This is a genomic window from Pseudomonas ficuserectae (assembly GCF_024584585.1).
Classification (GTDB): domain Bacteria; phylum Pseudomonadota; class Gammaproteobacteria; order Pseudomonadales; family Pseudomonadaceae; genus Aquipseudomonas; species Aquipseudomonas amygdali.
On the sequence record NZ_CP085684.1, the window covers coordinates 326390 to 340548 of the forward strand.

Genomic DNA, 14159 nt, shown 5'->3' on the forward strand with positions numbered 1-14159 from the left:
GAAGGCGTCGTTTCGAGCGCCTTCTTTGCGGAGACCTTAATGGCCTCTTCGCGAGCAAGCTCGCTCCCACTGGGGTTGTGAGTTTTTTCAGGTTTTGACGTTAGTCCAGCGCCTTCCAGATGTCGCCGGCGTACTCGCGAATAGTCCGGTCCGAAGAGAACCAGCCCATGCGTGCGGTGTTGAGCACCGCCGAGCGCCACCATTCCTTGGAATCGTGCCAGCGTTCCTCGACTTTGGCCTGTGCTGCCCAGTACGAATCGAAGTCGGCACAGACCAGGAAGCGGTCATAATCCAGCAACTGATCGATCAGTCCCACGTAACGGTTCGGATCATCTGGCGAGAACACGCCGCCACGAATCGCTTGCAGTACATCGTTCAAACGCCCCGATGCCGCCACGTCTCCATGTGCGTTGAATTCGCCTGCGCGCTTGCGGGCTTCGACCTGTTGCGAGGACATGCCGAAGATGAACATGTGCTCCAGCCCGACCTGCTCGCTCATTTCCACGTTGGCACCGTCCAGCGTGCCGATGGTCAGTGCACCGTTGAGGCCGAACTTCATGTTACTGGTCCCTGAAGCTTCCAGGCCTGCCGTGGAAATCTGCTCGGACAGGTCGGCTGCCGGGATGATGCTCTCCGCCAGACTGACGTTGTAGTTGGGCATGAACACCACTTTCAGCAGGCCACGCACCGTCGGGTCGTTGTTCACGGTCCGGGCGATATCGTTGGTCAGCTTGATGATCAGTTTGGCCGAGTGATAACTGGCCGCCGCCTTGCCGGCGAAGATCTTCACTCGCGGAACCCAGTCTGTGCCTGGCTCGGCACGAATCGCCTGATACAGCGCGACGGTGTGGAACAGGTTCAGCAACTGGCGTTTGTATTCGTGAATCCGTTTGACCTGGACGTCGAACATCGCTGCAGGATTGACGGCAATACCCAAGCGTTCATGAATGATTGCTGCCAGTGCGCGCTTGCTGTGCAGGCGTTGGTCGGCCATCTGCTTGCGGAACGAAGACTTATCGGCGAACGGCTCAAGCTCTTTGAGGCGAGTCTCGGCATTATCCAGAACGTCCTCACCCAGCGCTTCGACGAGCATTTCGGTCAGCTTCGGGTTGGCCTGGAACAGCCAGCGGCGGAAGGTGATGCCGTTGGTCTTGTTGTTGATCCGCTCCGGATAGATCTTGTGCAGCTCGGCGAACACGGTCTTGCGCATCAGTTGGGTATGCAGCGCCGAAACGCCGTTGACGCTGTGCGAGCCGAGGAACGCCAGGTTGCCCATGCGTACCCGACGACCATTGTCTTCTTCGATCAGCGATACCGCACGCAGCACGTTGACGTCGTCGACGCCTTTGGCGCGCAGTGTGTCGATGTGTTGTGCGTTGATCAGGTAGATGATCTGCATGTGGCGCGGCAGCATCCGCTCCATCAGGCCGACCGACCAGGTCTCCAGCGCTTCCGGCAGCAGCGTATGGTTGGTGTAGCCAAGGGTGCCGACGGTGATTTTCCAGGCGGTGTCCCACGGGATGTTGTGGTTGTCGATCAACTGACGCATCAGCTCGGCCACTGCAATGGACGGGTGCGTGTCGTTCATCTGAATCGCTGCATGGTCTGGCAGATCGGTCAGCGTGGCGTGCTGGTTCAGATGGCGGCGCAGCAAATCCTGCAGCGATGCGGAAACAAAGAAGTATTCCTGGCGCAGGCGCAGTTCCTGGCCCGCTTCGGTTGCATCGTTCGGGTACAGCACGCGGGAAATACTTTCGGCGCGCACTACTTCGGCGACGGCGCCAAAGTGGTCGCCCGCGTTGAAGCGTTCCAGATGCAGGTCTTCCACCGCACGGGCGCGCCACAAACGCAGGGTGTTGACGCTTTTCCCGCGCCAGCCGACCACAGGGGTGTCGTAAGCAATGGCCCGAACGGTTTCGCCCGGACGCCAGACCTGACGCGAGTCGCCCGCTTCGGTCACCACAGTGTCGACGCTGCCACTGAAACCGATGGAGTAAACCACCTCAGGACGCTCGAATTCCCACGGGTTGCCGAAGTCCAGCCAGTTTTCGGTCTGTTCCTGCTGCCAGCCGTCGACGATGCCCTGACGAAACAGCCCGTGCTCGTAACGAATCCCATAACCGTGCCCGGCAATGCCCAGGGTCGACATGCTTTCCATGAAGCACGCTGCCAGACGACCCAGGCCGCCGTTGCCCAGCGCTGCATCCGGTTCAAGCAAGCGGATACGTTCGATATCCACACCCAGCTCGGTCAATGCTTCGCGAGCCACTTCCAGCAGGCCGAGGTTGCTCAGGCTGTCGTAGAGCAGTCGGCCAATGAGGAATTCCAGAGACAGGTAGTAAACGCGCTTCTGGACCTTGCGATAAATCTGCCGCGTGTGGTCCATCCAGTGTTCGACCATGTGGTCGCGGGCGGCAAGGGCAACAGCTTCAAACCAGTCATGCTCAAACGCATGGTCGGGGTCCTTGCCCACCGAATAGGTGAGTTTGGCGAGCACAGCGGCGCGGAAAGCAGCCACATCAGCGTCACGAACAAGTGGTTCCTGAGACATCGGTACAACCTCAAGTAGTCTGACGAATGGAAAACGGGATTCTTAGACTGTAGGCGTGTCGTCAGTTATTTCCTGAAAATAGTAGAAATAATTGAAGGCAGCGCCCTCGCTTCGACCCAGGGCAACGGCTCTGGTTCGCGCGCTGACCAAATTGGCAAAACGCTTGCATCGATCGTTCCATCCCGATCAATAACGTGCAGCATGCTGATTCTTCGTTTCGGGTTTATGATGCCCAACGGCAGAATAATAGAAGCCTCTGAACTGGACTTATGGAGCACTTATGCAGACTTTGTACCCGCAGATCAAACCCTACGCCCGGCACGATCTGGCCGTGGAACAACCGCATGTGCTTTACGTCGATGAAAGTGGCTCGCCAGAAGGGTTGCCAGTGGTATTTATTCATGGCGGCCCTGGTTCCGGATGCGATGCGCACAGTCGCTGCTATTTCGATCCTAACCTGTACCGTATCGTAACGTTCGATCAGCGTGGCTGCGGTCGCTCCACACCGCATGCCAGCCTTGAGAACAATACCACCTGGAAACTGGTGGAGGACCTGGAGCGGATTCGCGAGCACCTCGGAATCGACAAATGGGTGCTGTTCGGCGGCTCGTGGGGCTCGACTCTGGCCCTGGCTTACGCGCAGACCCATCCCGACCGTGTGCACGCGCTGATTTTGCGAGGCATATTCCTGGCCCGTCAGCAGGAAATCGACTGGTTCTATCAAGCGGGTGCCAGCCGTCTGTTCCCTGATTACTGGCAGGATTATGTAGCGCCGATCCCGCTGGATGAGCGCGACAACCTACTGGCTGCCTTCCACAAGCGTCTCACGGGGCCGGACCAGATCGCCCAGATGCACGCTGCCAAAGCCTGGTCGACCTGGGAAGGGCGTTGTGCAACCTTGCGCCCCAACCCGCAAGTGGTCGATCGCTTCGCCGAACCGCACCGTGCGCTGTCCATTGCGCGCATCGAATGCCATTACTTCATGAACAAGGCGTTCCTTGAGGAAAACCAGTTGATTCGCGACATGCCAAAGATCGCGCACCTGCCGGCAATCATCGTTCACGGTCGTTACGACGTCATCTGCCCGCTGGATAATGCCTGGGAGTTGCATCAGAACTGGCCCGGCAGCGAACTGCAGGTCATTCGTGAGGCTGGCCATTCGGCGTCGGAATCCGGTATCGCCGATGCGCTGGTGCGTGCCGCTGCAGAAATTGCGCGCAACCTGCTCGACCTCCCGCCCGAAGAAGCATGACAGCAGCCTGGTATTGGTTTTGAGTCTGGAAAGGCATTTATGAAAGGTTTGTTGCAGCGCGTGCGAAACGCACGCGTGGAGGTGGGCGGCGAAGTTGTCGGTGCTATCGATCAGGGCATATTGGTGCTGGTGGGCATAGAGCCTCAAGACACCCGCGCCAGTGCCGATAAGTTGCTGCACAAGCTGCTTAATTATCGAGTGTTCAGCGATGCCGACGGCAAGATGAATTTATCCTTGCGCGAGGTAGGTGGCGGGTTGTTGCTGGTTTCGCAGTTCACGCTGGCCGCGGATACCAAAAGCGGGTTGCGTGCGGGGTTCTCGAAAGCCGCTGCTCCAGCGCTGGGCGCCGAGCTGTTCGACTATCTATTGAGTCAGGCCAGAATCGCGCATACCGCTGTGGCTGCGGGCCAATTTGGTGCGGACATGCAAGTGCATTTGATAAATGATGGCCCAGTGACATTTTTGTTCGATACATAAGCTACGATTTCATCGTTTCTCCCCTGAATTTTCCGGTCGCACGGGAAATAAATTTCTTTGTCATACCTGATGCGTTGTGGCGCGCGCTGCTGGATAATCGCGCGTTACGGGGATCGACACTGTTGGTCCATTTGGTATGACAAAAGCGGTTCTGACACCGGGTTGGGGAATCATTAAGCCCATTCGGAGTCGGAACAATGCTCGCCAACCCGGCATTGATAGCTGGCCGTTGGTTTTTTCATCTGTTTTTCGGCGAGGGTTGCTCGTGATTGTTAGTCCCTGTGATGCTCCAAAGACACCTGTCAAGCGGTTGCGTAGTGCACTTCTGGCAAGCTCGGCCCTTGTATGCCTGTTCAGTGCAGGTCAGCTGTGGGCGTTCAATCTTGATGATGTAACGGCAAAAGCCAAAGAACTGGCCGGGCAGAAGTTTGAGGCTCCAAGGAGCAATCTGCCGAACGAGCTTCGCGATATGAAGTTTGCCGACTATCAGAAGATTCGCTTCCGCGATGACAAGGCCGAATGGGCGGGCGAGAAGACTCCGTTCAAAGTGTCTTTCTACCACCAGGGCATGCACTTCGACACGCCGGTCAAGATCAACGAAGTGACCGCCACCAGCGTCGACGAAATCAAGTACGACTCCAGTCGTTTCGATTTCGGCGATCTGAAGATCGACCCCAAATCCACCGAGAAACTGGGTTATGCCGGTTTCCGTGTCCTGTATCCGATCAACAAGGATGACAAGCAGGACGAAATCATGACCATGCTGGGCGCGAGCTACTTCCGCGTGATCGGCAAGGGTCAGGTCTATGGCCTGTCCGCACGCGGCATGGCAATCGACACTGCATCGCCGTCTGGTGAGGAGTTCCCGCGCTTCAAGGAATTCTGGATCGAGAAGCCGGGCCCGGATGACAATCATCTGGTGATCTTCGCGCTGCTCGACTCGCCGCGCGCTACCGGTGCTTATCAGTTGACCCTGCGTCCTGGCACAAACACTCTGGTTGACGTCAAATCGCGCATGTTCCTGCGTGACAAGGTCAACAAGCTCGGTGTTGCCCCATTGACCAGCATGTTCCTGTTCGGTGCCAACCAGCCTTCGCGTGTACCTAACTACCGTCGCGAGCTGCACGACTCCAGCGGTCTGTCGATTCAGGCTGCCAACGGTGAGTGGTTGTGGCGTCCGCTGAACAACCCTAAACATCTGTCCATCAGCAGCTTCTCGGTCGAAAACCCGCGTGGTTTCGGTCTGCTGCAACGTGGCCGTGACTTCAGCCAGTACGAAGACTTGGATGACCGCTATGACAAACGTCCAAGCGCCTGGATCGAGCCGAAGGGCGACTGGGGCAAGGGCACCGTCGAGCTGGTCGAAATTCCGACTGCCGACGAGACCAACGACAACATCGTGGCCTACTGGAAGCCTGAGACTCTCGCAGAGCCGGGCAAGGAAATGGCATTCGATTACCGTCTGCACTGGACCATGCAGGAAAACTCGATCCACTCGCCGGATCTGGGCTGGGTCAAGCAGACCCAACGCTCCATCGGTGATGTGCGTCAGTCCAACCTGATCCGTCAGCCGGATGGCAGCCTTGCCTTCCTGGTCGATTTCGTGGGCCCGGTACTGGCCGCATTGCCGGAAGACAAGACCATTCGCAGCCAGGTGACCACTGACGACAACGTCGAACTGGTGGAAAACAACCTGCGCTATAACCCGGTTACCAAAGGTTACCGCCTGACCCTGCGTGTGAAGGTCAAGGATTCCGGCAAGCCAACCGAAATGCGCGCTTACCTGCTGCGTGAGATCCCTGCCGAACCGGGCAAGGAACCTGCGCTGCTCGTTGCAGACAAAGCTGAAGAGAAGAAGGCTGCTGCCAAGGAAGCTGCCAAGCCGGCAGTTGCCAAGGAATCTGCCAACGACCAGGTAGAAATCGCCAAGGCCGATGCGCCGAAGCCTGAAGCCGCCAAACCCGAGACCGCCAAGCCTGAAGCTGGCAAGGCCGACGCTGCGAAAGGTAAAGGCGAAGTTGCCAAAGCCGATGCAGCCAAAGCCGACGCAGCCAAGGCTGACGTAGCCAAGGCTGACGTAGCCAAGGACAAGGACGGTAAAGAGATTCAGCAGCCTGAAACCGAGGCAGCACCCACCCATCCGGAACCGGCCAAGACGTTGCAAGTCATGACCGAGACCTGGAGCTATCAGTTGCCGAGCGATGAGTAATTCTCTACCGGTGCCAGTGTCTCTGAACGAGTACCTGGCGCATTTACCGATGAGCGACGAGCAGCGGGCAGAACTTGCCGGCTGCAAGACCTTCGCCGAGTTGCATGAGCGTCTTTCTGCGCAGCCGGTCAATGACCCTGCCGAGGCCGCTCAGGCTTCGGTGGGTCGCCGCCTTACGCTGACCACCGCAGACCAGCTGGAGGACGCCGAGATGCTCGGCGTCGATGCCAGCGGTCGCCTGTGCCTCAAGGCCACACCGCCCATTCGCCGGACCAAGGTCGTGCCAGAGCCATGGCGCACCAACATTCTGGTACGCGGCTGGCGTCGCCTGACCGGCAAGACCAACCCGCCCAAGCCCGCGCATGATGATCTGCCGCGGGATCTGCCGAAGGCGCGCTGGCGCACCGTCGGTTCGATCCGTCGCTACATCCTGCTGATCCTCATGCTGGGCCAGACGATCGTGGCTGGCTGGTACATGAAGGGCATTCTGCCGTATCAGGGCTGGTCGCTGGTTTCGCTCGACGAAATCACCCGTCAGACCTTTGTGCAGACTGCTTTGCAGGTCATGCCTTATGCCTTGCAGACCAGCATTCTGTTGCTGTTCGGGATTCTCTTCTGCTGGGTGTCGGCCGGTTTCTGGACCGCACTGATGGGCTTCCTTGAGCTGCTCACCGGTCGCGACAAATACCGTATCTCGGGGGCCAGTGCTGGCAACGAGCCGATCGAAAAGGGCGCACGTACTGCGCTGGTCATGCCGATCTGCAACGAAGACGTGCCACGGGTTTTCGCCGGCCTGCGCGCTACGTTCGAGTCGGTCGCGGCTACGGGTGATCTGGATCGTTTCGATTTCTTCGTACTCAGCGACACCAACGAGACCGACATTGCCGTTGCCGAGCAACAGGCTTGGCTGGACGTATGCCGCGAGACCAAAGGTTTCGGCAAGATCTTCTATCGCCGTCGTCGTCGTCGCGTAAAACGCAAAAGCGGCAACCTGGACGACTTCTGCCGTCGTTGGGGTGGTGAATACCGCTACATGGTCGTGCTCGATGCCGATAGCGTCATGAGCGGAGAGTGTCTGACCAGTCTGGTTCGCCTGATGGAAGCCACGCCGGACGCTGGTATCATCCAGACCGCGCCACGTGCGTCGGGTATGGACACGCTGTATGCACGCATGCAGCAGTTCGCTACCCGGGTCTATGGTCCGCTGTTCACCGCCGGTCTGCACTTCTGGCAGTTGGGTGAATCCCACTATTGGGGTCACAATGCGATCATCCGCATGAAGCCGTTTATCGAGCATTGCGCCCTGGCGCCGCTGCCGGGTAAAGGTGCCTTTGCCGGTGCGATCCTGTCTCACGACTTCGTCGAAGCTGCGCTGATGCGCCGTGCCGGCTGGGGGGTGTGGATTGCTTACGACCTGCCGGGCAGTTATGAAGAATTGCCGCCCAACCTGCTGGACGAACTCAAGCGTGACCGTCGCTGGTGCCACGGCAACCTGATGAACTTCAGGCTGTTCCTGGTCAAGGGCATGCACCCGGTTCACCGCGCGGTGTTCCTGACCGGTGTGATGTCGTATCTGTCGGCACCGTTGTGGTTCTTCTTCCTCGTACTGTCCACGGCCCTGCTGGCGGTGAACACGCTGATGGAGCCGACCTACTTCCTTGAACCGCGTCAGCTGTATCCGCTGTGGCCACAATGGCACCCGGAAAAAGCTGTTGCGTTGTTCTCGACGACCATCGTCCTGCTGTTCCTGCCTAAACTGCTCAGCGTCATTCTGATCTGGGCCAAGGGCGCGAAAGGCTTCGGTGGCAAGTTCAAGGTCACCGTTTCGATGCTGCTGGAAATGCTCTTTTCGGTGCTGCTGGCACCGGTGCGCATGCTGTTCCACACCCGCTTCGTACTGGCCGCTTTCCTGGGCTGGGCCGCAACCTGGAACTCTCCGCAACGCGACGACGACTCCACGCCGTGGATCGAAGCCGTTAAGCGTCATGGTCCACAGACACTGCTGGGCGCATGCTGGGCCTTGCTGGTGTTCTGGTTGAACCCGAGCTTCCTGTGGTGGCTTGCGCCGATTGTGGTCTCGTTGATGCTGTCGATTCCGGTGTCGGTGATTTCCAGCCGTACCAATCTGGGCGTCAAGGCGCGTGACGAGAAGTTCTTCCTGATTCCTGAAGAGTTCGAGCCGCCGCAAGAGCTGATCTCGACGGATCAGTACACCTACGAGAACCGCTGGCATGCGCTGAAGCAGGGCTTCATTCGGGCTGTGGTCGACCCGCGTCAGAACGCTTTGGCTTGCGCCCTGGCGACGTCGCGTCACCGTCAGGCACAGCCGATCGAAGTGGTGCGTATGGAGCGTGTTGATCAGGCTCTGAAGGTAGGTCCGGCCAAACTCGGCAATCAGGAACGTCTGATGCTGCTGAGCGACCCGGTCGCCCTTGGCCGCTTGCACGAGCGCGTCTGGAGCGAAGGTCACGAAGAGTGGCTGGCCGCCTGGAGAGCTTCCATCGAAGCTGATCCACATGCGCCCTTGCTGCCTTTGCAACCAGTAGGTAAAGCATCGGAGCCGGTCCCGGTCTAAAACCGCCCGGCTACGAAAAAAGCCCCTGCCGCTTAGCGCGTCGGGGGCTTTTTTATTGGGCTTTGTGGCACATAAATGCACAGGACATGGTCAAGACGGGTTCTTCAGAACACCGCTCGTTCCTCACGCTCCAGCGTGGGAATGCAGTTCATGACGCTCTGCGTCGTCAGAGGACGCGGAGCGTCCAGACCGGCATGCCCACGCGGAGCATGGGCACGATAGTGTTATCCCTGACGACGCTCGTTCCTCACGCTCCAGCGTGGGAATGCAGTTCATGACGCTCTGCGTCGCCAGAGGACGCGGAGCGTCCAGACCGGCATGCCTACGCGGAGCATGGGCACGATAGTGTTATCCCTGACGACGCTCGTTCCTCACGCTCCAGCGTGGGATTGCAGTTTACGACGCTCTGCGTCGCAAGAGGACGCGGAGCGTCCAGACCGGCATGCCCACGCGGAGCATGGGCACGATAGTGTTATCCCTGACGACGCTCGTTCCTCACGCCCCAGCGTGGGATTGCAGTTCATGACGCTCTGCGTCGCCAGAGGACGCGGAGTGTCCAGACCGGCATGCCTACGCGGAGCATGGGCACGATGGTGTTATCCCTGACGACGCTCGTTCCTCACGCTCCAGCGTGGGAATGCAGTTCACGACGCTCTGCGTCGCAAGAGGACGCGGAGCGTCCAGGCCGGCATGCCCACGCGGAGCATGGGCACGATAGTGTTATCCCTGACGACGCTCGTTCCTCACGCTCCAGCGTGGGAATGCAGTTCACGACGCTATGCGTCGCAAGAGGACGCGGAGCGTCCAGACCGGTATGCCTACGCGGAGCATGGGCACGATAGTGTTATCCCTGACGACGCTCGTTCCTCACGCTCCAGCGTGGGAATGCAGTTCACGACGCTCTGCGTCGCCAGAGGAGGCGGAGCGTCCGGACCGGTATGCCTACGCGGAGCATGGGCACGATAGTGTTAGCCGGACCGCCTGCTGGTGCAATGGTGGTTCAACTCACCCTGAATTTCCCCACCAGTGTCTGCAAGTGAGTTCCCAGTCTGGCGAGTTCGACGCTGGAGGCTGCGGTTTGCTCGCTGGCGGCGGCGGTCTGTTCGGAGATATCGCGTACGCTGATGACGTTACGGTTGATCTGTTCGGCAACCACGCTTTGTTCTTCGCTGGCGGTGGCGATCTGTTCGTTCATGTGCTGGATGGTCGCCACCGTACGGGTGATCTGCTCCAGCGCGCTTCCCGCGCGGCGGCTCAGTTCAACGGTGTTGTCGGTCAGGGTGCGGCTGTTGTCCAGCGTGGTTGCGACCTGCTGGGTGCCACTTTGCAGTGCGGCGATCAATTCCTCGATCTCTTCTGTGGACTTTTGCGTGCGTTGCGCCAGGCCGCGTACCTCATCGGCGACCACCGCGAAGCCGCGCCCGGCTTCACCTGCGCGAGCTGCTTCAATGGCCGCATTCAGGGCCAGCAGGTTGGTTTGCTGCGAAACTGACTTGATTACGTCGAGAACGCCGACGATCTTGTTGCTTTCCAGCTTGAGTTCGCTCATCGACTGCGTAGAGTTCACTACCTCGCGAGCCAGTTGCTCGATCTGACTGATTGCCCGCCCGACAACCTCGTCACCGCTACGGGCCTGTTGATCCGCCTGAGCCGCGGCCTGGGAAGCCTCCTGAGCATTACGCGCGACTTCCTGCACCGTCGCGGCCATTTCATTCATGGCCGTGGCCACCTGGTCGGTCTCGTCTTTCTGACTGGTGACCCCGATGCAGGTCTGCTTGGTCACCGCTGACAACTGCTCGGCCGCGCTGGCGATCTGCGATACGCCCTCGCTGATACCGCCGACCAGCTCGCGCAGGCTGACCGTCATGGTCTGCATACTGCCTTGTAACTGACCCATTTCGTCACGACGCGTCACTGACATGTCCCGACTCAGATCACCCTGAGCGATGCGTGCTGCGACAAGCAGCGTCTGCTGTAAAGGTACGGTGATCTGCCGGGTCATGACCCAGGCGGCCAGCAACCCGACCAGCAGCGCCAGGCCCGCAACACTGCTCAGGGTGGTGCTGGAATTGACTGCTTCACTGTCGCGCTGAGCGGTTTGCAGACGGTTCAACGCGGCGACGGAGTCCAGCAACTGGTCGCCGAGACTTCTCATAAGTTCCTGGTCCGCCTCGGCTTTGGTTTGTATCTGTTTGAACTCGTTGAGCCTTTCCCGATAGCCTTGCAGGGCTGTAGTGGCGGCTCCCAGGCCCTGAAGGCTTTCACTGTCCTCGTCCTGCCCGATCTGCCCGATTTCCTTGAGCGCTTCGTCGATGGCGACAATGGCTGCGGCTTCATCGGCATCGCGAGTGGTGAAGGTGTAGGCCTGTACCTGATAGCGAGCGATCTGTACCTGCTGCCTGAGTTGGGAAATGTTGGTGAATTCCTCCATCCGCTCAGTGCTGTCCTGTTCCTGGCTTACGCTCTTGAGTACCTCGCTCTCAACCAGTGCGATGGCCTGCAAGGCCTGCTCTGACGTCTGCTCCAGGCGCGTGCGTACCTGGTTACGAGTCTGACGGTTGGCCCGGACGTCGGCGAAGGTTTTCTCGAGTCTGCTTACCGTCTCAAACTGTCCGTTGAGCAGCGTAATGGTTTCCGCCTCAAGGCTCTGTCGGTGCAGCGCTGTGAGCTGGGCTTTCATTTCGTTGAGCTTGTCTGTCACCAATGCCGTGCTTTCTGGCGTCTTTTCCACGCGATCGGTGATGCGTTCGGCACGCAGGTCTTTGGTGAGGCTGTTGAGCTGGGCAATGTCCGAGAGCGACTCGGAGCGGTCGATCATGGTGTACAGACCATGCCAGCCGGTCAGTGTGATGATCAGCGTCAATAACAGCACCAGGCCAAAACCCAGTGACAGTTTGAATCTGACGTTCATTTTGCCGAGCGCGTGATTGATCAGTCGGAACATAGGAATCTCCTGCAATGAGCGAACAAAAGCATGTTCCGGGCGAGTCAGAACATGCGTTGTGAGCGCATCGGCGTGGTGATTCATTGCGTGACCTGAGAAGGTCGTAGGATATTTCCGAGCACGAAGGAGGGGTGAAGGGTGTCACGTTTTTACGGGAGAAGAAGCCCGCGCTCAGTGCTGGCGCGGGCTGGATGCTGCCAGGTCAGACAGTAAAGCGACTCACCAGCAATTGAAGATGGTTGCCAAGTCTTGCCAGTTCGACACTGGACGCCGCGGTCTCTTCGCTGGCCGCAGACGTCTGTTCGGACACATCGCGGACATTGATGATGCTGCGGTTGATCTCTTCTGCGGTCGCGCTCTGTTCCTCGGCGGCCGCTGCAATCTGCTGGTTCATTGCCTGGATAGCCGAGACGGTTTTGGTGATGTTTTCCAATGAGCCACCAGCCCGACGTGTCAGCTCAACGCTACTGGTGCTCAGTTCCCGGCTGCTGTCCATGACGGTTGCGGCCTGCTGTGTGCCGCTTTGCAGACGGGCGATCAGCGCTTCGATCTCTTCGGTAGACTTTTGCGTGCGCTGCGCCAGGCTGCGCACTTCATCGGCGACCACGGCAAAGCCCCGACCCGCTTCACCGGCGCGGGCGGCCTCGATGGCGGCGTTCAGCGCCAGCAGGTTGGTCTGTTCCGCGACCGACTTGATGACGTCCAGCACGCTGCCGATCTTGTCGCTTTCCTGTTTCAGAGCGCCCATGGCTTCGCTGGAATTGCCCACTGCAGAAGCCAGGCGCTCGATTTGCGCAATGGCTTCGTTGACCACTCGCTCACCATCACGGGCCTGCTGGTCGGCGGCGACGGCTGCTTCAGAGGCTTCTTCGGCGTTGCGCGCGACTTCCTGAACGGTCGCAGTCATTTCATGCATGGCGGTGGCGACCTGATCGGTCTCGACTTTCTGGCTGTTGACCCCGGCACTGGTCTGTTCGGTCACTGCCGAGAGTTCTTCCGCTGCGCTGGCGATCTGGGTCACGCCATCGCGAATTCCGCCCACCAGCTCGCGCAGGCTGACGGTCATGCGCTGGATCGTGCTTTGCAGCTTGCCCAACTCGTCCTTGCGGTCGACCCGCAGGTTGCGACTCAGGTCGCCGGAAGCAACCCGCTCCACCACTTCAAGGGTTTCCTGGAGGGGCGTTGTAATCTGACGAGTGATTACCCAGGCTGCCAGAATGCTGATCACCAAGGCCAGAGCGGTGGCCACCGTGATCATAAAAACAGATTTTTCGCTGTCTGCGTCGCGGCTTTTGTTCTGCCTGGCGATCATGTCATCGCTGGTGGTCAGCATCTTGGTGCCCAGTGCCGTCATTTTCTCCAGCGCGGCCTTGCTGGCGGCTTGCGTGTCCCGATACTGGCCTACTGCAGCGCGGTAGCCGTTGAGCCCGACAACGGCCTGCTGCAGCAACGGCAGGTACTCGGAGGAAATGTCACCGGCCAGGGTATTGATCCCGGTAATGGCTTCATCAATGGCCTGGTTGGCGTTCTTTTCGAAATCAGGACGGCCGCTATAGGTGTAACCGCGAACCTGGAAGCGCGCCTGCTGAATCAGCTTGCTGACGCCGACGATGCCGTTAAAGGCGAGGATGTTGTCTGCCTTGAGCAGCTCGGCTTCAACCTTGTTTGCCTGATCCACCGCCTTGTCAGCATTGTCGCCCATCTGGCTGCGGCTGATCTCGCGAGCATCGATAGCTTTGGTCATGTCAGCGAAAGACTGGCGGTATTCGCGAGCAGACTGAATCTGACCGTCGAGTGACTGGATTTTTTCGGGCGAGCGCAGCAGATTTCGCGCGTGCACCAGTGCGGCATCAAGTTGATCCAGGGTCTTTCTGACTTCGGCCGCGCTTTCTGCGTTGAACAGGTCTTCGTAACGGGTGCGGTCGATGCGTAGCTGGAGCGTCAGCTCGTTGATTTTTGCAATCGCTGTGACACGATCTCCACGATCGATCAGTGCCTGGTTGCTGAACCAGCCTGTGGCCGAGATCATCAGGGTCATTAGCATGACCAGACCAAAGCCTATTCCCAATTTCAGGCTGACACTCGCATTGGCGAGACGTTGAGATACCCCACGAGACATGACCACTCCTTAGCTGTCTGTTCTTTTATGAA

7 protein-coding genes and 2 pseudogenes are annotated in these 14159 nt (G+C 59.0%); 4 read left to right on the forward strand and 5 right to left on the reverse strand.

Annotated elements, in window-relative coordinates; all coding sequences use genetic code 11:
• Nucleotides 1-100 precede the first annotated feature (100 nt).
• The gene (locus LJU29_RS01535; protein ID WP_002551620.1) at nucleotides 101-2551 is read right to left on the reverse strand and encodes a glycogen/starch/alpha-glucan phosphorylase; all 2451 of its coding nucleotides are present in this window, start codon (nucleotides 2549-2551) and stop codon (nucleotides 101-103) included.
• A 280-nt stretch (nucleotides 2552-2831) separates the two neighbouring features.
• On the opposite strand from LJU29_RS01535, the gene pip reads away from it, so the two are divergent.
• From pip to mdoH, 4 genes are all read left to right on the forward strand, one after another.
• Nucleotides 2832-3803: a prolyl aminopeptidase gene (pip, locus tag LJU29_RS01540; protein WP_005730969.1), complete on the forward strand. Its 972-nt coding sequence runs from the start codon at nucleotides 2832-2834 to the stop codon at nucleotides 3801-3803.
• Nucleotides 3804-3842: 39 nt separating this feature from the next.
• Nucleotides 3843-4280 carry a D-aminoacyl-tRNA deacylase gene (dtd, locus tag LJU29_RS01545; protein ID WP_004654194.1) on the forward strand — a complete coding sequence of 146 codons (438 nt, stop codon included), beginning with the start codon at nucleotides 3843-3845 and terminating at the stop codon, nucleotides 4278-4280.
• A 265-nt stretch (nucleotides 4281-4545) separates the two neighbouring features.
• Nucleotides 4546-6489 (forward strand): glucan biosynthesis protein G, encoded by a 1944-nt coding sequence (locus tag LJU29_RS01550; RefSeq protein ID WP_257111554.1) that lies wholly within the window; start codon nucleotides 4546-4548, stop codon nucleotides 6487-6489.
• Nucleotides 6482-9064: a glucans biosynthesis glucosyltransferase MdoH gene (mdoH, locus tag LJU29_RS01555; RefSeq protein WP_057404668.1), complete on the forward strand. Its 2583-nt coding sequence runs from the start codon at nucleotides 6482-6484 to the stop codon at nucleotides 9062-9064. The genes LJU29_RS01550 and mdoH overlap by 8 nt, the downstream gene beginning before the upstream one ends.
• A gap of 1000 nt (nucleotides 9065-10064) precedes the next feature.
• Here mdoH and LJU29_RS29500 read toward each other — a convergent pair.
• The 4 genes and pseudogenes from LJU29_RS29500 to LJU29_RS29985 all read right to left on the reverse strand — a co-directional run.
• Nucleotides 10065-10940, reverse strand: coding sequence for a methyl-accepting chemotaxis protein (locus LJU29_RS29500; protein ID WP_371321904.1), 876 nt, complete (start codon nucleotides 10938-10940; stop codon nucleotides 10065-10067).
• Nucleotides 10923-12092, reverse strand: a pseudogene (locus LJU29_RS29505) (methyl-accepting chemotaxis protein); the annotation flags it as partial. The gene LJU29_RS29500 and the pseudogene LJU29_RS29505, both read right to left, overlap by 18 nt.
• A gap of 118 nt (nucleotides 12093-12210) precedes the next feature.
• Nucleotides 12211-13074 carry a methyl-accepting chemotaxis protein gene (locus tag LJU29_RS29980; protein WP_445940057.1) on the reverse strand — a complete coding sequence of 288 codons (864 nt, stop codon included), beginning with the start codon at nucleotides 13072-13074 and terminating at the stop codon, nucleotides 12211-12213.
• 39 nt (nucleotides 13075-13113) lie between these two features.
• Nucleotides 13114-14127, reverse strand: a pseudogene (locus tag LJU29_RS29985) (methyl-accepting chemotaxis protein); the annotation flags it as partial.
• Between the last annotated feature and the right edge of the window lie 32 nt (nucleotides 14128-14159).

Coding starts and splice junctions, on each gene's coding strand:
- mdoH (WP_057404668.1), top strand. CDS start 6,482: ATGAGTAATTCTCTACCGGTGCCAGTGTCTCTGAACGAGTACCTGGCG.
- dtd (WP_004654194.1), top strand. CDS start 3,843: ATGAAAGGTTTGTTGCAGCGCGTGCGAAACGCACGCGTGGAGGTGGGC.
- pip (WP_005730969.1), top strand. CDS start 2,832: ATGCAGACTTTGTACCCGCAGATCAAACCCTACGCCCGGCACGATCTG.
- LJU29_RS29980 (WP_445940057.1), bottom strand. CDS start 13,074: ATGACCGTCAGCCTGCGCGAGCTGGTGGGCGGAATTCGCGATGGCGTG.
- LJU29_RS29500 (WP_371321904.1), bottom strand. CDS start 10,940: ATGCAGACCATGACGGTCAGCCTGCGCGAGCTGGTCGGCGGTATCAGC.
- LJU29_RS01535 (WP_002551620.1), bottom strand. CDS start 2,551: ATGTCTCAGGAACCACTTGTTCGTGACGCTGATGTGGCTGCTTTCCGC.